This window comes from Rubritalea sp., from assembly GCF_051252225.1.
Classification (GTDB): Bacteria; Verrucomicrobiota; Verrucomicrobiia; order Verrucomicrobiales; family Akkermansiaceae; genus Rubritalea.
This window is the reverse complement of record NZ_JBPOGE010000002.1, coordinates 192,761-210,780: the sequence shown is the minus strand read 5'-3', so window position 1 is coordinate 210,780 and position 18,020 is coordinate 192,761. Positions and strand designations below refer to the sequence as shown.

The following is an 18,020-nucleotide window of genomic DNA, read 5'->3' as shown; positions in this document are numbered from 1 at the left end:
GATTATGAAAATTACTAAGCATGTAAGTAAGGGCTTCTCATTAGTAGAAGTGGTAATCGCAATCGGGATCGTAGCTATTTTGCTTACGACCTTTATGGCGGTGTTCGGGCCAGCTCAGCAGAACATTAATCGCGCCATTGGTGTCTCAGATGCAAATCGTTTAGTCTCTACACTGGAAAATGAGATGGCGGTTCTGCGGCCGGGAGAGGAATCTGAATATGCGGTTGCTGGCAGTTATGGGTCAGCATTTGAAAAAGCATTTCAATGGATAAAGGATTCTAATGATCCAGCGAAGGCTCTTGTTATCTATCAGTATCAAGCTCAACCGGATGAGACAAATAGTGATGGGACGTTGGCGGCTATTGAGACCTCAGAAGCAAGTAATGATTCTCTCCTTCCAGGTAAGGATTATATAACTCAAACTATTGCCAGAAGAGTATCCAGTATCACGGGGAAATTTATTCAGGATGAATTACGTCCTGGCGTGGTAAAGGGGAATGTGTATGTAGCGCGTATGACCCAGTTGGTAGATTCTGGAGGAGAATTAAAAGTTGGTGCCCCGGGAGTGATTTCAAACACTGATGGCGGGGGAAATGCTTCAGATAGCTCTGATTATGATGACGCCCACATCACATTACAGGTCGAGTTTTTCCAGATGCCTAATAATTTGGCGACCTATGTGACAGGTGGAAGCTGGGATTTTGATCAACTAGGAAGTCCTGTCGCAGTCCATAATATAGCAGTAAGAAGATAATATTTTATGAAAGGATTACAAAAAACACGTAAGGGTTTCACCTTACTTGAGCTGATGGTCGCTGTGGCGATTACCACAGTGATTATTGCTGCACTTATTGGCATGACACGCATGTCAATGGATGCTTGGAAGGAAAGTTCTGATAGAGCACGGGCATCGAGACTGGCAAAGGAGAGTCTGGAGGTGATGGCGAAGGACTTTGAAGGTATGGTTTTACGATCTGGTAATGAGTATCAGTGGCTATACACTCAAATGGACTCAAATGTAGAGCGAGGTCCAAATAATGCTGAGATAGCAAACCCACTAGATCTAGCTTTTTTCACGGCAGCTACAGACCGTTACGATGGAGAAGTAGGTCCAAATAGTTCTAAAGATAATGGTGGAGATATTTCTACTGTGTTCTACCGACTCGTCTATAAAGACCAGCTTGGGGGGGATTTTGAGGTTTATTCACTTTATAGAATGTTAGTGAATCCGGATGACACTTTCCAAGAGTACTTAGCGCTGAAGAAATCAACCACTGATGCTAATGGTGAAGAAGAGGATGATGATACAGGTTTGGAGGATAATGCTCCTGATTCAGGTATTGTGACTGAGTCTGAGAACTTTTTGGCTGAGAATGTGTATAATATGACCGTTACTTATGTTTTCGAATATAAAGATGATATGGGTAATTCAGATGCTACTGATGACGAAATTAGACAAGTACGTGTGCCTATTACTCTCAATGGTGATGTCAAAAGCCTCAGTATTACTGGTAGCAGTGTGATACTGAATGGAAGTTCTTTACTGAAGGAGCAGATTATGACGGGTGATGAGATTGGTGATATCGCAAGCCTCGTCTCAGTTGAACTCGGAGTCTTGGTTCTCTCTGATTCAGCGATGAATACTCTCAAGCATAAGAGCTTTTCGTCGGACAAATTTAATGCCTTCGTGAAGGAGAATAGCCACTACTTTACGAAGTCAGTGATTTTACCTCGTCCATAAACGAGAGAGGAACATTTTATTCAGGAACGCTCAGCAGATCGCTGAGCGTTTTTTCGTTGAGATCTAGGCTTTGTGTGGCGCCGTCTAGTATGTTGTCAGCGAGAGTGTTTTTCTTAGCCTGCATTTGCTGGATACGTTCTTCTACGGTTCCTTCGCAGATTAGTTTATGAACCATAACTGCTTTGTTTTGACCGATTCTGTAGGCTCGATCTGTGGCTTGGTTCTCCGCTGCTGGATTCCACCACGGGTCGTAGTGAATGACGGTGTCTGCTCCAGTAAGTGTAAGGCCGGTTCCGCCAGCTTTAAGTGAGATGAGAAAGATTTCACCTTCTCCTCCTTGGAAACGTTCAACGAGGCTTTGTCGATCCTTCGTAGCACCTGTCAGTATGAGGTAAGAAATTTCCTGCTCAGTGAGATGTCGCTCGATGATTTCTAGCATCGAAGTGAATTGTGAAAAAATGAGAACGCGATGGTTTTCCTTTCGTAAGGTCTCGATCATTTCGATGAGGTAGAGCATTTTTGCGGACTGCGCTTGTGCTCTAGTTTGCATTTGGTCACTTTCAAAGTTAAGTAGAGACGGATGACAACAGATTTGCCTGAGCTTTAGTAATGCATCTAAGAATACGATTTGAGCCTCGCCTCCACGAGCAACAATTGCTTGCCTGACTTGTTTGTCCATAGCGGCGCGCACAGTTTCGTAGAGATCTTTTTGATCAGAACTAAGTGAAATGGTGTGGAGTATTTCAGTTTTTGGAGGAAGCTCTTTAGCGACATTATGTTTGGTGCGTCGCAAGATGAGTGGACCGACTTTTCGGTTGAGCGAGTCACGTTTGGCTTGGTTATTTTGCTTCTCGATTGGTGTTCGGTAATTCTCATTAAATGCGGATCGCTCGCCTAGCAGTCCTGGCATGAGAAAGGCGAAGAGGCTCCAGAGTTCCCCTAAATTATTTTCAATGGGGGTACCTGAGAGGCAAAGCCTGTGAGTAGAATGAAGCTGGCGAATCGCCGATGAGACCTGTGCGCCTGGGTTCTTGATGTGTTGTGCTTCGTCCAGAGCGATGAGGTGGTAATGCTGGGCTAGGTGGTGCTCAATGTCTCGGTGAATCAATGCATAGGACGTGAGCACAATGTCATACTCAGGGATGCGAATAAAGTCTCTGTGACGATTACTCCCTTGGAGTATGAGTACAGTAAGAGATGGGGCGAATTTTGCTGCTTCACGCTGCCAATTAACGACAACTGAAGTCGGAGCTAGAACGAGTGTGGGCTTATTACTGGAGCGACCACTTTCTTTTTCAGTGAGTATATGTGTTAGAGCCTGTAAGGTTTTTCCTAAGCCCATGTCGTCTGCAAGGATTCCTCCAAAGTTGTTTTTGGTGAGAAACTGCATCCAGTAGAATCCGTGTAGTTGATATTCTCGTAGGGTGGCTTGGAGGCTCTCAGGGACTGCGACTGGTTCTATTTTTTCTGGCTGTTGGATTTGTTCCGCAATTTTCTGAATGTCATCAGGGACAAGGAGGGGTATGTCTTCATCATCAGTGAGTAAAGCGGCTTCGAGTGTGCTCACTTTAATGGGGCCGTCAGTGAATTTGTAGTCTAATAAATGACCTAGAGTTTTGAGCATATGTCGGAAACGACCGACGGGAAGGGCTAAGCCCCGGGCATCGGGCAGAAAGATCATGAATTCTTGGCCCTTGGGTAAACCTTCGGTTACTTCGAGGAAATTGTTTGCTAGTAATGCGGCTAGTATGGGCTGAATCTCGAAGGTTTCCCCATCGATTTCAAATCCAGCAGAGAGGTTGAACCAGCCCTTCGCTTCTTCTACCATTTCAGCTTTCCAAGTTTCAGCGCGGAAGATGAGCGGCTTTAATCCCACATGTACAGAGTACTGTACTTCCCAGTCTCTTGCTTCTAGCGCAGGTGTGGCTTCATGCCTGAAACGTTGCCAGTAAAAGTCTGGATGCGGCCATTGCTTATTATCTGGGGTCCATATCTTCCCTGTATTTTCAACCGATAATCCCTCTTTCATCCACTTGGGTGTGCTATCCCATTTGTTTTGTTTTGGCGGCTTGGGTGGATCTTTAGGGAGTAGGTCGAGCGCGTAGAGACTCTGGAGCGCTGTCATTTCAGACTCTCTGTTACGTGCGATTTTGCCTTCTGCTGTGACTATGGGAATAAGAAGACCTGATGGTTCTAAAGGTACTTTGTGATTACCATAGATGGCATAAGCATGAGCATGGATTTCTTGAGCGCTTGTTTGTCCTGTGGATTTTTTTCGTTCAATACGAAGAAGGAAAGTAGGTTGAGGGCGTTCGGCATGAGAATTACCGAGAGATGTTTCCTTTTTACCAGTTAGAGCTGGAGGTGTGCTAAGGCTTTTGCCCTGCTCAACTGCTTCCATGTGTGGCGTCTCACCTAATGCTATGGCTAGCCTCTCGCCTTTTTCTAGATGACGGAGAGTCGCGGCATTGTGTTCACAGTTTGATTGGACTGCGCATGAGCAGGAGGCATCTATTTGAATGGCCTCATCCTCTATCCACAGAGCAATAATGCTTTCATGCTGGTGGCCATCTGGTGCTTGGACATAGCTGACAATTTCAAGGTCACCAGTTTCTAAGGTCTGAGCTGAAACTTGGCTCACTTTTCGCGAGCGTGAGAGTTTGCTGCCAGTTTGAATGCTCGCTGAACTGAAAATTGGAAGCCATTGCTCAGTTGTTAAAAAGAGTGCAATGGATTCAAGCGACAGTGGCGAGCTCATGTCTAAAGTGTTTAAGTGAACTTAGCCAAATAGCAATCTGAAGCTGGTCTTTGACGCAAAAGAGCGGCAGATTCGCATCTGCCGCTCTCACACCTACGATCCCAATCGCTATGGATTGTTATATTATTTAAGCTTCAACTAAGCCGTCCTGAGACAACTTTGGTATTGGCTTGTCTATTTTTCTCAAACTTTTGCGCATCTTGGCAAGCGCAACATTTTGTAATTGGCGAATTCTTTCGCGAGTAACGCCAAATTCGAGGCCGACTTCTTCTAAAGTTTTTGGTTTTTGACCATCAAGACCGAATCGAGCATCGATGATACGCTGCTCTCGTTCGTCGAGTATGTCGAGCAAGCCGTCTAATTGGCCGTGCATATTTTTTCCTTCGAGTGCGAGAGCTGGATCAATTGCGCTTTCGTCTCCAATAAGTTCACCGTATTCGCTGGTTTCACCTTCGTGGACAGGAGCGTCGAGCGATGCTGGGCGCTGAGCCGCTTGTTTAAGCATTGCTAGTTTTTTACGAGGAATACCGAGTACTTCTGAAAGTTCGCTATCAGTTGGGTCACGTCCATATTCTTCAGCAAGCATGTTTGTAATGCGGCGCATCTTGGAAATTTTATCGACCATGTGGACGGGGAGGCGGATAGTCTTGCTCTGGTTCGCTAGTGCTCGCTTGATGGATTGCTTGATCCACCATGAAGCATAGGTGCTGAGTTTGCCTCCTTTTTCCGGGTCAAAGCGTTCTACAGCTTTCATAAGGCCTATATTGCCTTCAGAGATTAGATCAGAAAGTGGTAGGCCATAATTGGAATAATCCTGCGCAATTTTCACCACAAGACGGAGGTTCGCCTTGATCATGTGTGTGCGTGCCTTTTTGTCCCCTAATTTGATTTTTTCAGCAAGTTCGACCTCTTGTTTAGGGGTGAGGAGATCTGTTTTAGAGATTTCCCTGAGGTAGATCTTGAGTGAGTTCTCGCTGTCGTTTCCTTTCATGGCCTTATTTTTTCTATTGGTTGCAATTCCTAGCAGGTGTCGGTTAATCGTTTTAGTTGTCGACTATTTGCTATGGGTTGCTGGTTCATTGGGTTAAGCGGAGCATCTGGACTAATTTGTTTAAAAAAATCAAATTGTCATTTTAATTCCGGTTTCTGTAGATAAGAGGGGTGAAGTGCAAATTTTGTTCTCAGTTTTTTGCATTTTTTATAAAACAGTCGTATATTTCTGGTTTTACTCATTGATAGTTAGGTTTATGTTCGGGGTGTTTTTTAGAATAAATTGTGGATTGCGTACGTGCGGCTAAGATGGGTTGAGTTGTTCTAACCAGTGATGAATGAAAAATTTCTTTTCGTTAAAGTGGAAGAGGTCATCAGAGTTTCCAATAATGGGTCTGAGTGTTGTGGGTAGTTGGAGTGTGACGAGAGTGAATACGATCATCCAGACCTTCAGGTGATGGGTTGATTTTATGCCGAGGTGGAGAGCTGCTTTGGTGATTAGTTTGAAGCTAAAGCTTAGGCAGATGAGCCATAGCGCTAGGCAGAGGAATCCGAAAAAGGCGATGGAGTCACTCGATGTAGAGAAGAGCCAGGCCACGGGAGCAAAGCCAGTGAGTAGAAGGCTTAATAGAGCTATGGCACAAAGTAGGAGCCCTAGAATAGTTTGGAAATTTGCTCTGATGCCTGATAGGCAGCTAAAAATATAGAGGCTAGGGAGGCAGATGAGTGCCCCAAAGCCCAATCCGAGTACTATTTTCAATGGAGCCGCCCAAAATTGCGTACCACCACTAAATGCTCCGACGACTAGCCCAAATATGAGCAGGCAAAGTGTACTGAGTGCCATGAGTGGTTTCCATGGGAGAGAGTGGTTCTCTTCCATGGTGGCTAAGAGGTCGAGAGGTCTTTTGAGGAGAGCGCTAACTATGAGTGAGAAGTTGAGTGGCTCGGTAATGATCTCGATATTTTCAATATCCTGGATTTGGGGTGATGCTTGTTGGTCATAATCTGACGCTGTCTGAGGAGTTGGGTTTTCATTGTTAGTTTCCATGATGAGTAGGTTGTGGTTATTAAAAAAAGTGGAGAAAGCTGTGCCAGACGGTTTCGTAGAATGTGCCTCGGAAAGGGTCATCTCTGAGAAAAGCAACTTCTAGGTTAGGGCTGCCGAAAAATGGGCGAAGTACCCATGATAGCTGCGCTCCAACAAATAGATTTCCAGCGATCCATGCGAGAAATGTGGTATGCGCCGATTTCTGGGTTTTGCAGAAGTGTTTGAGAAAGCCTAATAAGCTGAGGTGAGCAACGATGCCCGTATAGGCGATGATGAGTGTGTGGCTGAGCAAAATTGCAGCGTGAAAGTCTTCAGCTGCTAGATCGCTTGTAGCTGGGGCGTGGGCAGCCATTGCTATGGTAATAGGGCTCAAGGAACCAAGAATGATGGACATCGTTGCAAAGCCAGTGAGTAAGAACTGAACGCTTTGACGCATACTTATTCCGCTGTTGAGTACTTGAGCTAATAGTCCATTAATCAGACCATTAACGGCAAGGGTGCAAAAAATCAGCAAGGGGAGTTTAAGTGCCACATAGCTAGCCATGCCCCAGCCGTGCCAGAAGCCCATTGAGAATCCATAGAGCCCACAGCCTACGATGATGCTAGGGATGGTGATGGCTAATAGTTTAGTAGGCTGATTTATTAGTAAGTTAGTAAGTAGCCTATGATCCCCTCTACATAGTGATGGGAGTACTTCTTTGAGCGCATGGATAGATGTATGGCAATTCCTCATTTCTTACTGCCTCGACTCTATCGGGGGATTGTGAAAGTTTGATGAAGCCTGTGTGAATTTTTCCGTTAGAAATAAAAAAGCCGCAACGGAAGTCCGCTGCGGCTTTTTTTGAAGTTGCTTGAAGCTCTTAGTTACTTGATCTCGGATTTTCCGAAGTAAGGAACAAGAGCTGGTGGGATAGTAATGGAGCCGTCCGCGTTCTGGTATTGCTCGATGAGCGCTACGTAGAGGCGTGGGAGTGCAGTGCCAGATCCATTGAGGGTGTGACAGAAGTGGTTTTTTCCTTCAGCATCCTTGAAACGGAGGCGGAGGCGGCGGGCTTGGAAATCGCCAAAACTAGAACAGCTAGAGACTTCTAGGAATTTATCTTGGCCAGGAGACCATACTTCAATGTCGTAGGTTTTAGTGGCTGAAAATCCGATGTCTCCAGTGCATAGCTCGATAGTGCGGTAATGTAGACCGAGCTTTTGGAGTGCTGCTTCAGCGTGTGCTGTGAGCTCTTCAAGTACCTCGGCGGATTTGTCTGGGTGGACGGCTTGAACGAGTTCGATTTTGTCGAACTGGTGCATACGGATGATGCCTCGGTTGTCACGACCAGCAGATCCAGCTTCACGGCGGAAACATGGGGTGTGAGCTGTCATTTTGATCGGGAGTTCGCTTTCTTGAAGGAGTGTTTCGCGAACGAGGTTAGTTACAGGGACTTCAGCTGTAGGTGCGAGGAACATAGCTCCGTCTTCGAGACCGTACATGTCGTCTTCGAATTTTGGTAGCTGGCCCGTACCTTCCATACAGTGCCGGCGGATGATATGAGGCACGTTGACTTCAGTATAACCGTGCTCTTCGGTTTGTAGGTCGAGCAGAAAATTGATGAGCGCGCGTTCGAGCTTAGCTCCTGAGCCGCGATACACCGCGAATCCTGAACCTGAAATTTTCGCGGCAGCATCGAAATCGATGAGTCCGTGATTTTCAGCTAGAGCTACGTGGTCGAGAGGTTCGGCGATGTTAGGTTTTTCTCCCCAGACTCTAACCTCTGGGTTGTCTGCTTCATCTTTACCGATTGGGCAATCAGCGTAGGGCAGATTAGGAATATGCATTAAGAGGTGGTTTAGGCGCTCAGAAACAGTGTCCGCTTCCGAGTCGAGAACTTTGATTTTTTCTCCAATGACTTTTACCGCTTCCTTTGCGGTTTCCGCTTCCTCATTTTTACCTTGGCCCATGAGTGCCCCGATTGCTTTCGACGAGATTTTACGCTCAGCCTGAAGGTGCTGCTTTTGAGTCTCTACGGCACGACGGCGTTCGTCGCATGCGAGGACTTCGTTAATGAGGTCTTGAGCGTCACCACCTCTGCTTGTGAGGCGTGCTTTAACTTCTTCTGCGTTGTTGCGTATTTCTCGGATGTCGAGCATGGTGCTCATTTACATGCTGATCGCTAATCGGTCAATCGTATGCTACTGGGCGTCTGCATTTAAAAATGATTGCTTAGATAGCTCCGCGTATTTTCCGCCTAGAGCGCAGAGCTCATCGTGGGTTCCTGACTCGATGATTCGGCCGTGGTCGAGAACGTGGATGATGTCCGCGTTCTTGATTGTAGAAAGTCGATGAGCGATGACAAAGGCGGTGCGTGTGTTCATCAAGTTGTCTAAAGCTGATTGGATGAGCTTTTCGGTCTTACTGTCGACGCTAGCAGTTGCTTCATCTAGAATTAGAATGGGTTGGTTTTTTAATAAGGCGCGAGCAATCGAGAGGCGTTGTTTTTCACCGCCGGAGAGTTTGATTCCACGCTCACCCACATTGGTGTCGAGTTGCTTTGGTAATACTTTAATAAATGCTGTGGCGTTGGCTGAATCAAGCGCTAGCCAGAGCTCTTTATCGCTAGCGTCACGTTTACCTAAGAGAAGGTTTTCTCGGACAGAGCCGTTGAACAGGAAAGAGTCTTGAGTAACGTAGGCGATATTTGAACGGAGTGCTGGCTTATTGAGAGTGTTGAGCTCATGACCATCAATGGTGATGGAGCCGTTGTCGTATTCGTAGAAACGAGTGAGAAGGTTGACCAAGGTAGATTTACCCGCACCAGTAGAGCCAACGAGAGCAATCGTCTGGCCTGGAGTTGCTGTGAGAGAAATGTTGTGGAGAGTAGGGATGTCATCATAACTGAAGGAGACATTCTTATAGTTGACTTCACCTCTAACAGGGGTGGGGAGGAATACACCTTCATCGGCGTGAAGTTCGTCTTCTGTGTCTAGGATCTCGAATACCCTTTCCGCAGCAGCTTTGGATGATAGAGCCATTTGGTTTAGACCGTGGAGCTTGGTGATTGGCTCGTAAAGCGCCCACATGATAGTGAAGAAATAGAGATAAATTTCTGTTCCAATACTAGGGTCTGAAATGATTCTCCAACCTCCGACTCCGAGTACGAGGGTGTAGCCAATGGAGTTGGCGAAGCTCATGCTAGGAGAGTAAATTGCCCAGTAGCGCATTACTTTGAGTGTGGCGGTGCGGACCTTATTAGAAAGTTTGTTGAAACGGATGAGCTCATCTGCTTCGGCCGCGTAGGATTTGATTTGGCTGACGCCAGCGATGTTATCGGAAAGGAGAGAGTTCATTTCTCCAGTGTAGCGTTTGACATCACGATGGCGGTCGCGTGCATTTCTAGAATAAATAGTGGCGCCGACAATTAGGAAGGGGATGGGAGCTAGAGCCGTGAGTCCGAGGATAGGATCTTTCCAGATAAGGAAAGCGCTGATGCCTACAATTTGTAGGATGGCAATGAGGCCTTGTTCTACACCGTCAATGAGTAGCCGCTCCATAGATGGAACGTCTTCCGCAACGCGAGTCATGATGTCGCCGGTTCGGCGTGAGTCGAACCATTTAATAGGGAGGCGCTGGAGTTTTGAGTAAAGCTCAGAGCGGAGGTCAAAAATGGCTTTTTGCTCAAAGACGTTGTTGATGAGGATGCGGAAGAAGTTAAAGAGATCGCGAGCGAAAAATGAAGCAAGGGCAATTAGTGTATAGATGATAACTTTGTGAATGCTTTCATCTTTATATTGTTGGGATTTTAGGTCACGTTGTTGGGTGCGTATAGCGTCAGCTGCGGCTATTCCCGATTTCTTTTCTACTTTGTCAGCTAAATCAGAGAGTTTCTGTTCATCTGCATATTCCGCAATGACTTCTTTGTAGACCCGGCCAGACATTTCCGAAAATATCGGGAGCATGACGGTCATGAGAATGGCGCAAAGGAGCTGAGTAAAGGCTAGTTTTGGGTAGCGACCGTAGTACGAAAAAATGCGGCGAATTGTTTTCATCAAGAAGATGCAAATGTGGCCAGAGATTGCAAAAAAGTAAAGCTAAGCGAGAAATCAGTGAATTTTAGAGTTGTCGAGTGACGGTAATGCCAACTAGTGTCCGAAGTCTTACATAAATCCTACTTACAAAAACCGCACAAAAAACACCTATGGAAAAAATCTTTGGAATACTGACGGCAGTCGTCTTGGTACTTTCAGTTTGGATTGGCTATAAAAATAGTTCCAAGCTAGATGATCAGAAAGAAGCTCTTCAAAGTGAAGAAGCTCGCATGACTAATAATGAGACTGAGCAAAAAGATGTAAAAGCTAAGATTAAGGGCGAGCAGTCTGAGATTGAGTCACTAGAAGCTCAAAATCAAACAGCGAATACTGAGCTGACATCACTCCAAGGTGATATTGATGAGCTCAAGTCACAAGTCACTGCCAAGAAAGCTGAGCTTCAAACTGTAGATGGTAAACTAGCAGCTTCTAAAGAGCTTCGTGAGCAGATTTCAGATTCCGAAGACCTTATCCAGCAAGTACAGTCTAACCAAAATAAGATCGCTCAACTGAAAGCGGACATTGAGACTGAAAAGTCTAGTCTTGAAAATGTTGTTCAAAGTGCTGAGCAAGCCGAATCAGTGCTCTCAGCCAAGACCGAGATTGTTGAACACCGAGCTTCAGGGAAGTCCTCTCCAAGTCTGAGCACCACTGTTCGTGGCGTCTATGGTACATGGGGCTTCGTGACACTCAATGGCGGTAATGCTCAAGGTGTGACTCCTGGTTCTATTTTAGATGTGCTTCGCAATGGTGAAGTGGTGGCCAAGCTTAAGGTGACAACTGTAGAGCGAAATCGCTCCGCAGCAGATGTCATCCAAGGTGATTATGGTGCTAGCGTAGCTCTTAGGTCTGGAGACCGAGTTGTAGCTGAGAAAGCAGCTCAGTAAGGGGGAATACGAACCGAAACGAATAACCGAATCGAATTATGAAAACACCTTTATACGCCGTCGCTGTCGTCGGCATCGCTGCATACGGAATTTACGCTTGGACTGGAATTGCAAAGCACCAAGACGTTGTCGATCAAACCAATGGCATGGATAAAGATAATATCCGTCTTGAAAATCAAATTGATCGTCTCATTGCAAATTACAAAGACGAACAAAGTAAAAAAGTCGCAGCTAACGGATCCTTAGAGGCTACAAAGGCTCAAATTGATGCAAGATCTGCAGAGCAAAAAAATGTAGCCAAAGAGCTCTCAACTCTTGATTCTTCTCTTGCTTCCAAACTCGAGCAAATCGCTGAGATGGACAATGTGATCGCAGAAGCAAAAGCAAAACTAGGAGATGTGGATGTCAATAATCTACCTACTTTTATTCAGGGGCTTAATGATAGTAAGAAGACTTTAAACCGTGAATACGAGGAACTCCTGATTGCTGCTGAAGAGGCCCAGGCAAAGCGTGATATGGCACAAACCAAGATTCAAGAGATCATCAAAAAGGAATCTGAGCGCGATGCTAGTCTTGCTCAAAATAGTATGTCTTCCCTAATTACTGCAGTGAACCCTGATTGGGGTTTCGTCGTGATTAAACCTCATCCACAGGTGGAAATCTCTTCTAATTCACAGCTTATGGTAGTGCGTGGTACACGTCCATTAGCTCGTCTCAACATTAGTGCTATTGAAGCTAATCGAGTGATAGCGGATATCGATTTAGGTAGCCTTGTTGAAGGTGCTCGACTTCGTGCTGGCGATCGCGTGATTCTAGCTAGGCCTAATATGCGTTAGTATCAAAAATCATTTTCTAACGCGCCATCCTCATGAGGTTGGCGCGTTTTTTTTCTAGAAAATCTGAGAGCTTGGCTGTCTACCAGGTGTTATGCTATACCTGTTTTGAAAAGATATGGATGAAGTACTAATTAAGCAAGGTGGGGAACCCGTGATGCAGTTCTCGGTAATGCTTCAAAATCGGGCCGGAGCATTGGGGTCATTAGTCCGTTTGGTGAGAAGTGCGAAAGTTGAGATTATTGGGATCAGTATTCAAGATTCCAAGGATGCGACAATCGTTCGGATGTTAGTGACTGATCCAGATACGATCTGTTGTCTTTTTGCCGAGAAAGGTATCGCGTACGCTACTTGTGATATGGTGGTGATTGCACTACGTGAATCAGGGATTGGACTGGGTGCTTGCTTGGAGGCTTTGATGGCAGCGGAAACCAATGTCGATTTTGCATATTCGTTAATGGCGCACCCTGACAGGCAGAGTCTAGTTGCCTTGCATTTGGAAGATTATTCTTTTGGTATTGAGGTGCTAAATAACGCAGGTTTCAAGGTGCTTTACCAAGAAGACTTGTCGCGTTAGATCCTCACTATGCAGTGTGTTTTATCGAGTGAATGCGCCATTCGGTATAAGAGATTACGTCACCAAAGATGAGGAAGCCTTACTTAGGTTGAATTACGCAGAGTTCTGGCGAAATTGTTGCTTGTCTGGTGCGTTGACTTAGTGAATGGTCGCACTTGTCTATGAATGAACAAATTTTACAGTCCGCAGCTGCTCAAGCTCGCGGGTTAGCGATTGATGCAGTTCACGCGTGTTCCTCAGGTCATTTGGGTCTTCCACTTGGCTGTGCGGAAATCGGTGCAGTACTTTTTGGTGATAGCCTTAACTTTAATCCAGCTGCTCCTAAGTGGCTGAACCGTGATCGCTTCATCCTTTCCGCCGGTCATGGTTCCATGTTTATCTACACGTGGCTTCACCTCAGTGGTTACGCAGTTTCTCTGGAAGAAGTGAAAAACTTCCGCCAGCTTCACAGCATTACACCTGGTCACCCAGAGTTTGATGAAACACCAGGCGTAGAAGCAACGACTGGACCACTTGGTCAGGGTATTGCCAATGCAGTTGGTTACGCTCTCTCAGGGAAGCGTGCTGCAGCTCGCTATAACACAGCTGAACACACTCTCTTCGATCACAATGTCGTAGCCCTCGCTGGTGACGGCTGTATCCAAGAAGGTATCGCACGTGAAGCGATCGAGTTTGCGGGTCACAACGGACTCGATAACTTGGTTCTTATTTACGATAGCAACGATGTAACTCTCGATGCGATGGCTGACGTTTCTCAGGGAACTCAAGCTGAAGCGTACTTTAAGTCACAAAACTGGAATGCGATAACTATCGATGGTCATGACCTTACTGCAGTGAAAAGTGCAGTGGATGCAGCAAAAGCGAATTCTAACGGTAACCCGTCTGTGATTATTGCGAAGACTGAGATTGGTCGCGGTATCCCACAGGTTGCAGGAACTCAAAAGGCACACGGTGAAGGTGGTGCTGGTTTTGCCGCTGAAGCGCGTGCTGGGCTAGGTCTACCTGAAGAAACATTTTTCGTTTCGGACGAAGTGCGTGCATTTTTTGCAGCAAAAGCAGAAGAGTCCGCAGTAGCTTTGTCTGAATGGCAGGCAACATACGATGCATGGGCATCAGCTAATCCAGAGCTAGCTGAAGAGCTCAGCAATGGTGTGGCTAAAGCAGTTCCTTCTGATCTTCTCGAGCGTATTCCTGCATTTGGAGCAGACTATAAAGGTGCCACTCGTGCAACAGGTAGTGATGTGATCAACATCGTTGCTAAAGAAGTTCCTCAGCTCCTTACTGGTTCAGCTGACCTTTTTGGCTCAACTAAGAATTACATCAATGACGGTGGCGACTTCTCCGCGAAGAATGCAGCTGGTCGTAACATTTGGTTCGGTATTCGTGAGCACGCAATGGGGGGAATCCTCAATGGTATAGCTTACGATGGTCTTTTCCGTGCTTCTGGCGCGACATTCTGTGTCTTCGCAGATTATCTTCGCCCATCTATTCGTATCGCAGCGCTAGCTAAGCTTCCTGTGACATACATCTTCACACACGACTCTGTGGGTGTTGGTGAAGATGGTCCTACTCACCAGCCTGTGGAAACAGTATCTGGCCTGCGCGTGATCCCTAATCTTGATGTTGTACGCCCTGGTGATCCAGAGGAAGTTGCTGCAGCGTATGCTGGGGCACTTGCTCGCGTTGACGGCCCTACAGCTCTTATTTTCACTCGTCAGGGAATTCCTAATAACAGCGATGTACCTGTAGAGATTCGCCGTGAGGGTGCTCTCAAGGGCGGCTATGTTCTTAAGAAAGAAACTGGCGACTTGAAGCTTATCCTTATGGCTTCAGGTTCTGAAGTTGGACACATCGTCGAGGCTGCTAAAGAGCTAGGCGAAGGTGTTCGCGTAGTTTCTATGCCATGTGTTGAGCGTTTCGAGCGCCAGAGCTGTGAGTACAAGAAGAGCGTTCTGCCTTGTGAGTGCGTTAGCCGCATCGCTATCGAAGCGGGTGTTTCAGGTCTCTGGCATAAATACACCGGCTTTGAAGGTAAGGTTTTAGGTATCGATCGTTTTGGTATCTCCGCACCTGGAGACGTGGTTATGAAAGAGCTCGGTATGACTGCTGGTCACGTTGTGGCAGCAGCTAAAGAGCTTCTTGGTTAAGCATATTATCCACAGTTTTTAGTTGGCTCGCTCTTCTCGAAGGGCGAGCCATTTTTTATCTGCAACTTTTCTAAAGTTGCGGGTTTTACTCTATGAAAGGGGCGCATGAGATGCGCTATCAAATAGTTATGAAGATTTCTCACACAGTTCTTATTTTAGGTATATTGTCCTCAACAGTTGTATGTAGCCAAGAGTTAGAGGATGGTGAAAAACGGCCTAGGAATGACGTGGATTTTATAGAGCGATTTGACACTGATGGTGATGGCCTAGTCTCAGCTACAGAGCGTGAAGCTGCTGGTGAGAAGAGAAACGGCAAGCGTCCACCTAAAAAGGGAGAGAAAAAGGGGCCTCCACCAAGGGGGGCAAAGGATGAGGAGCGTCATGAGCACATGCTTGAACGTTTTGATGAAGATGGCGATGGTGAGCTTTCTGAAAAAGAACGTGAGGCGGCAAAGGAAAGTTTGCTTTCTAAGTGGGGAGATCGAGGGGAGCGGAAGCGCCAACATTTACTCGAAAAATATGACGCTGATGGTGATGGCGAGCTTTCCGATGAAGAGCGTGCCAAAGCCCGAAAATCTTTCGAGAAGCGTCGCTTGCTGACCAATGAATATCTAAAGAAGGCGAAAGAAAAGTTCATGGCTGATTTTGATTCTGACCTTGATGGGGAGTTTAATGCAGAAGAAATGCAGGAAGCCAAGAAGCGTTTTTCTGAAAAGTCGCAAGAACTTCGTAACGAATTAGTTACGAAGTATGACAAGGACGGAGATGGAAAGTTATCTGAGAAGGAACGTGGAGATGCGCACGCTGCCGAAAAGCACGAGTTGCTAGAACGGTTTGATGTCAATGGTGATGGAGATCTCAGTGGTGAAGAGCGGAGAGCTGCGTTTGATGCGATGTTGGAGGATGAGCCTTATCGACTCCTGCATATGATGATTGGTAATATGCGTAAAGAGAATGACGAGGGGCGAGAAGGACCGCCTAGACGAGACGGTCCACCACGTCAACGTGGACCTCAGCCCAAGCCTGATCAATAATCTAAAAAGTTAAGGAGCTCTCTGCGGACTCCTTTTTGGATAATGTGCTGATAAATAGAGAAAAAGCACGGAAGCACTCATTTGACGGTTGCGTTTTATCTGAACATAAGGAAAGTCCGTGTGAGCCAATTTTCCAATTCTAAAAATCACATGTAGTTATGAGCGATTCCAGATACCGCATTGCTATCGGCGCCGACCACGGCGGAGTAGAACTTAAAGACGCCATTGCGCGCCAATTAATGGCCCAAGGGCATGAAGTCGCAGACTTCGGTACACATTCTAACGATTCTGTAGATTATGCAGACTACGCGAATGAAGTAGCGATCGAAGTGAGCCAAGAGCAATTCGATTGCGGAATCCTCTGCTGCACCTCAGGTGTTGGCGTGAGTATGGCTGCAAATCGATTTATCGGTGTGCGTGCAGTCAATGTGCAGTCAGTCGAAGACACGAAAGTGGCGCGCGAGCACAATGATGCGAACATCTTATGCCTCGGTCAGAAGCATGTGGATGAAGTAACAGCTCTCGCTATGGTAGAAGCTTTCCTCGACACAGAGTTTGAAGGCGGCCGCCATGAAGCACGCCTTATTAAGGCATCCGGCTCAGCCATCGCGGCTAGTGATCCGGATATTTTCGCTGCCATTCACGAGGAAGGCCTTCGTCAGCGCAACAATATTGAACTCATTGCTTCCGAGAACTTCACATCTCGCGCTGTGCAAGAAGCTCAAGGTGGGCTACTCACAAACAAGTACGCAGAAGGCTATCCAGGCCGCCGCTGGTATGGTGGTTGTGAAAACGTAGACGTTGTCGAGAGGATCGCTGTTGATCGTCTCAAGGAACTTTTTGGAGCTGATCATGCTAATGTGCAGCCGCACTCTGGTTCACAGGCAAATACAGCGGTTTATTTCTCCGTACTTAAGCCAGGTGATAAGATTCTTACTATGGATCTAGCACACGGTGGCCACCTTACACATGGCCATAAGGCAAACTTCTCAGGTAAGTTCTACGATGTCACTCACTATGGTGTGAGTGAGCAAGATGAACGCATTGATTATGATGCACTTGAGAAAGCAGCAGAAGAGCTCAAGCCTGCACTTATTACCACTGGAGCATCAGCATATCCTCGTGAAATTGACTTCGAGCGCATGGGGCAGATTGCTAAGAAAGTTGGCGCATACCTTTTCGTAGACATGGCTCACATTGCTGGCCTTGTAGCAGCTGGGGTTCACAATAACCCTGTGCCTCATGCTGATTTCGTGACTTCTACAACTCACAAGTCCCTTCGTGGTCCTCGTGGTGGTGTGATTCTTTGTAAAGAAGAGCACGCTAAGAAAATCGATTCTACAGTTTTCCCAGGTATTCAAGGTGGCCCACTGATGCACGTCATCGCAGCTAAGGCAATTTGCTTTGGTGAAGCACTTCTTCCTGAGTTTAAAGATTACTCAGTGCAAGTAGTGAAGAATGCTCAAGCCATGGCAGCTCGTTTGAGTGAGCTCGGTTATCGCATTGTATCTGGTGGTACAGACAACCACCTCATGCTAGTGGACCTTCGTCCTAGTGGTATTGATGGCTCTATCGCTTCTACTGCTCTAGATGAAGCGGGTATTACAGTGAACAAGAACTCCATCCCGTTTGATACAGCGGGTCCATTCAAGCCTTCAGGCATCCGTATTGGTACTCCAGCTGTCACTACACGTGGAATGAAAGAAGATGACGCAGTCAAAGTAGCTGACTTTATCCACGCAGCGATCGAAAATCGCGAGGATGAAGCAAAGCTCGAAGAAATTCGCGAAGAGGTATACGCATTTAATCGCGCATTCCCGCTTCCGCGTTAATTTCTAAGGTATAGTATTTTTGAAGCCCTCAGCTAAGTAATTGGCTGAGGGCTTTTTGTTGTTTCAGTTAATAAAAAACACCTTGTCTTAGCAGAGAGA

General features: G+C 46.4%; 14 protein-coding genes. 8 read left to right on the top strand and 6 right to left on the bottom strand.

Features of this window, described 5'->3' with window-relative positions:
* The first annotated feature begins 4 nt into the window (after positions 1–4).
* Together ACSHX2_RS03350 and ACSHX2_RS03345 are read left to right on the top strand one after the other, a co-directional pair.
* Positions 5–754 carry a type IV pilus modification PilV family protein gene (locus tag ACSHX2_RS03350; protein WP_435690561.1) on the top strand — a complete coding sequence of 250 codons (750 nt, stop codon included), beginning with the start codon at positions 5–7 and terminating at the stop codon, positions 752–754.
* Positions 755–760: 6 nt separating this feature from the next.
* Entirely contained in the window at positions 761–1,741 is a 981-nt protein-coding gene (locus tag ACSHX2_RS03345) for a PulJ/GspJ family protein (protein ID WP_435690559.1), read from the top strand.
* Positions 1,742–1,757: 16 nt separating this feature from the next.
* Here ACSHX2_RS03345 and ACSHX2_RS03340 read toward each other — a convergent pair whose 3' ends face one another.
* From ACSHX2_RS03340 to ACSHX2_RS03315, 6 genes are all read right to left on the bottom strand, one after another.
* Positions 1,758–4,499: a DEAD/DEAH box helicase gene (locus tag ACSHX2_RS03340; RefSeq protein WP_435690557.1), complete on the bottom strand. Its 2,742-nt coding sequence runs from the start codon at positions 4,497–4,499 to the stop codon at positions 1,758–1,760.
* 127 nt (positions 4,500–4,626) lie between these two features.
* The gene (locus ACSHX2_RS03335; protein WP_435690555.1) at positions 4,627–5,490 is read right to left on the bottom strand and encodes a sigma-70 family RNA polymerase sigma factor; all 864 of its coding nucleotides are present in this window, start codon (positions 5,488–5,490) and stop codon (positions 4,627–4,629) included.
* Positions 5,491–5,793: 303 nt separating this feature from the next.
* A complete protein-coding gene (locus ACSHX2_RS03330) occupies positions 5,794–6,537 on the bottom strand; it encodes a hypothetical protein (RefSeq protein WP_435690553.1) in 744 nt (247 codons plus the stop codon).
* Positions 6,538–6,556: 19 nt separating this feature from the next.
* Entirely contained in the window at positions 6,557–7,270 is a 714-nt protein-coding gene (locus tag ACSHX2_RS03325) for a hypothetical protein (protein ID WP_435690551.1), read from the bottom strand.
* Positions 7,271–7,401: 131 nt separating this feature from the next.
* Positions 7,402–8,676, bottom strand: coding sequence for a serine--tRNA ligase (gene serS / locus ACSHX2_RS03320; protein ID WP_435690840.1), 1,275 nt, complete (start codon positions 8,674–8,676; stop codon positions 7,402–7,404).
* 42 nt (positions 8,677–8,718) lie between these two features.
* Positions 8,719–10,572 (bottom strand): ABC transporter ATP-binding protein, encoded by a 1,854-nt coding sequence (locus ACSHX2_RS03315; protein WP_435690549.1) that lies wholly within the window; start codon positions 10,570–10,572, stop codon positions 8,719–8,721.
* Positions 10,573–10,721: 149 nt separating this feature from the next.
* On the opposite strand from ACSHX2_RS03315, the gene ACSHX2_RS03310 reads away from it, so the two are divergent.
* From ACSHX2_RS03310 to rpiB, 6 genes are all read left to right on the top strand, one after another.
* Positions 10,722–11,498 (top strand): hypothetical protein, encoded by a 777-nt coding sequence (locus tag ACSHX2_RS03310; RefSeq protein WP_435690547.1) that lies wholly within the window; start codon positions 10,722–10,724, stop codon positions 11,496–11,498.
* A gap of 38 nt (positions 11,499–11,536) precedes the next feature.
* A complete protein-coding gene (locus ACSHX2_RS03305) occupies positions 11,537–12,334 on the top strand; it encodes a hypothetical protein (RefSeq protein ID WP_435690545.1) in 798 nt (265 codons plus the stop codon).
* A 115-nt stretch (positions 12,335–12,449) separates the two neighbouring features.
* Positions 12,450–12,908, top strand: coding sequence for a hypothetical protein (locus ACSHX2_RS03300; RefSeq protein WP_435690543.1), 459 nt, complete (start codon positions 12,450–12,452; stop codon positions 12,906–12,908).
* Between the two features lie 161 nt (positions 12,909–13,069).
* On the top strand, positions 13,070–15,055 hold the full coding sequence (gene tkt / locus ACSHX2_RS03295) for a transketolase (protein ID WP_435690541.1): 1,986 nt from the start codon (positions 13,070–13,072) through the stop codon (positions 15,053–15,055).
* A gap of 128 nt (positions 15,056–15,183) precedes the next feature.
* Positions 15,184–16,089, top strand: coding sequence for a hypothetical protein (locus ACSHX2_RS03290; RefSeq protein ID WP_435690540.1), 906 nt, complete (start codon positions 15,184–15,186; stop codon positions 16,087–16,089).
* 158 nt (positions 16,090–16,247) lie between these two features.
* On the top strand, positions 16,248–17,921 hold the full coding sequence (gene rpiB, locus ACSHX2_RS03285; RefSeq protein WP_435690538.1) for a ribose 5-phosphate isomerase B: 1,674 nt from the start codon (positions 16,248–16,250) through the stop codon (positions 17,919–17,921).
* The last annotated feature ends 99 nt before the right edge of the window (positions 17,922–18,020 follow it).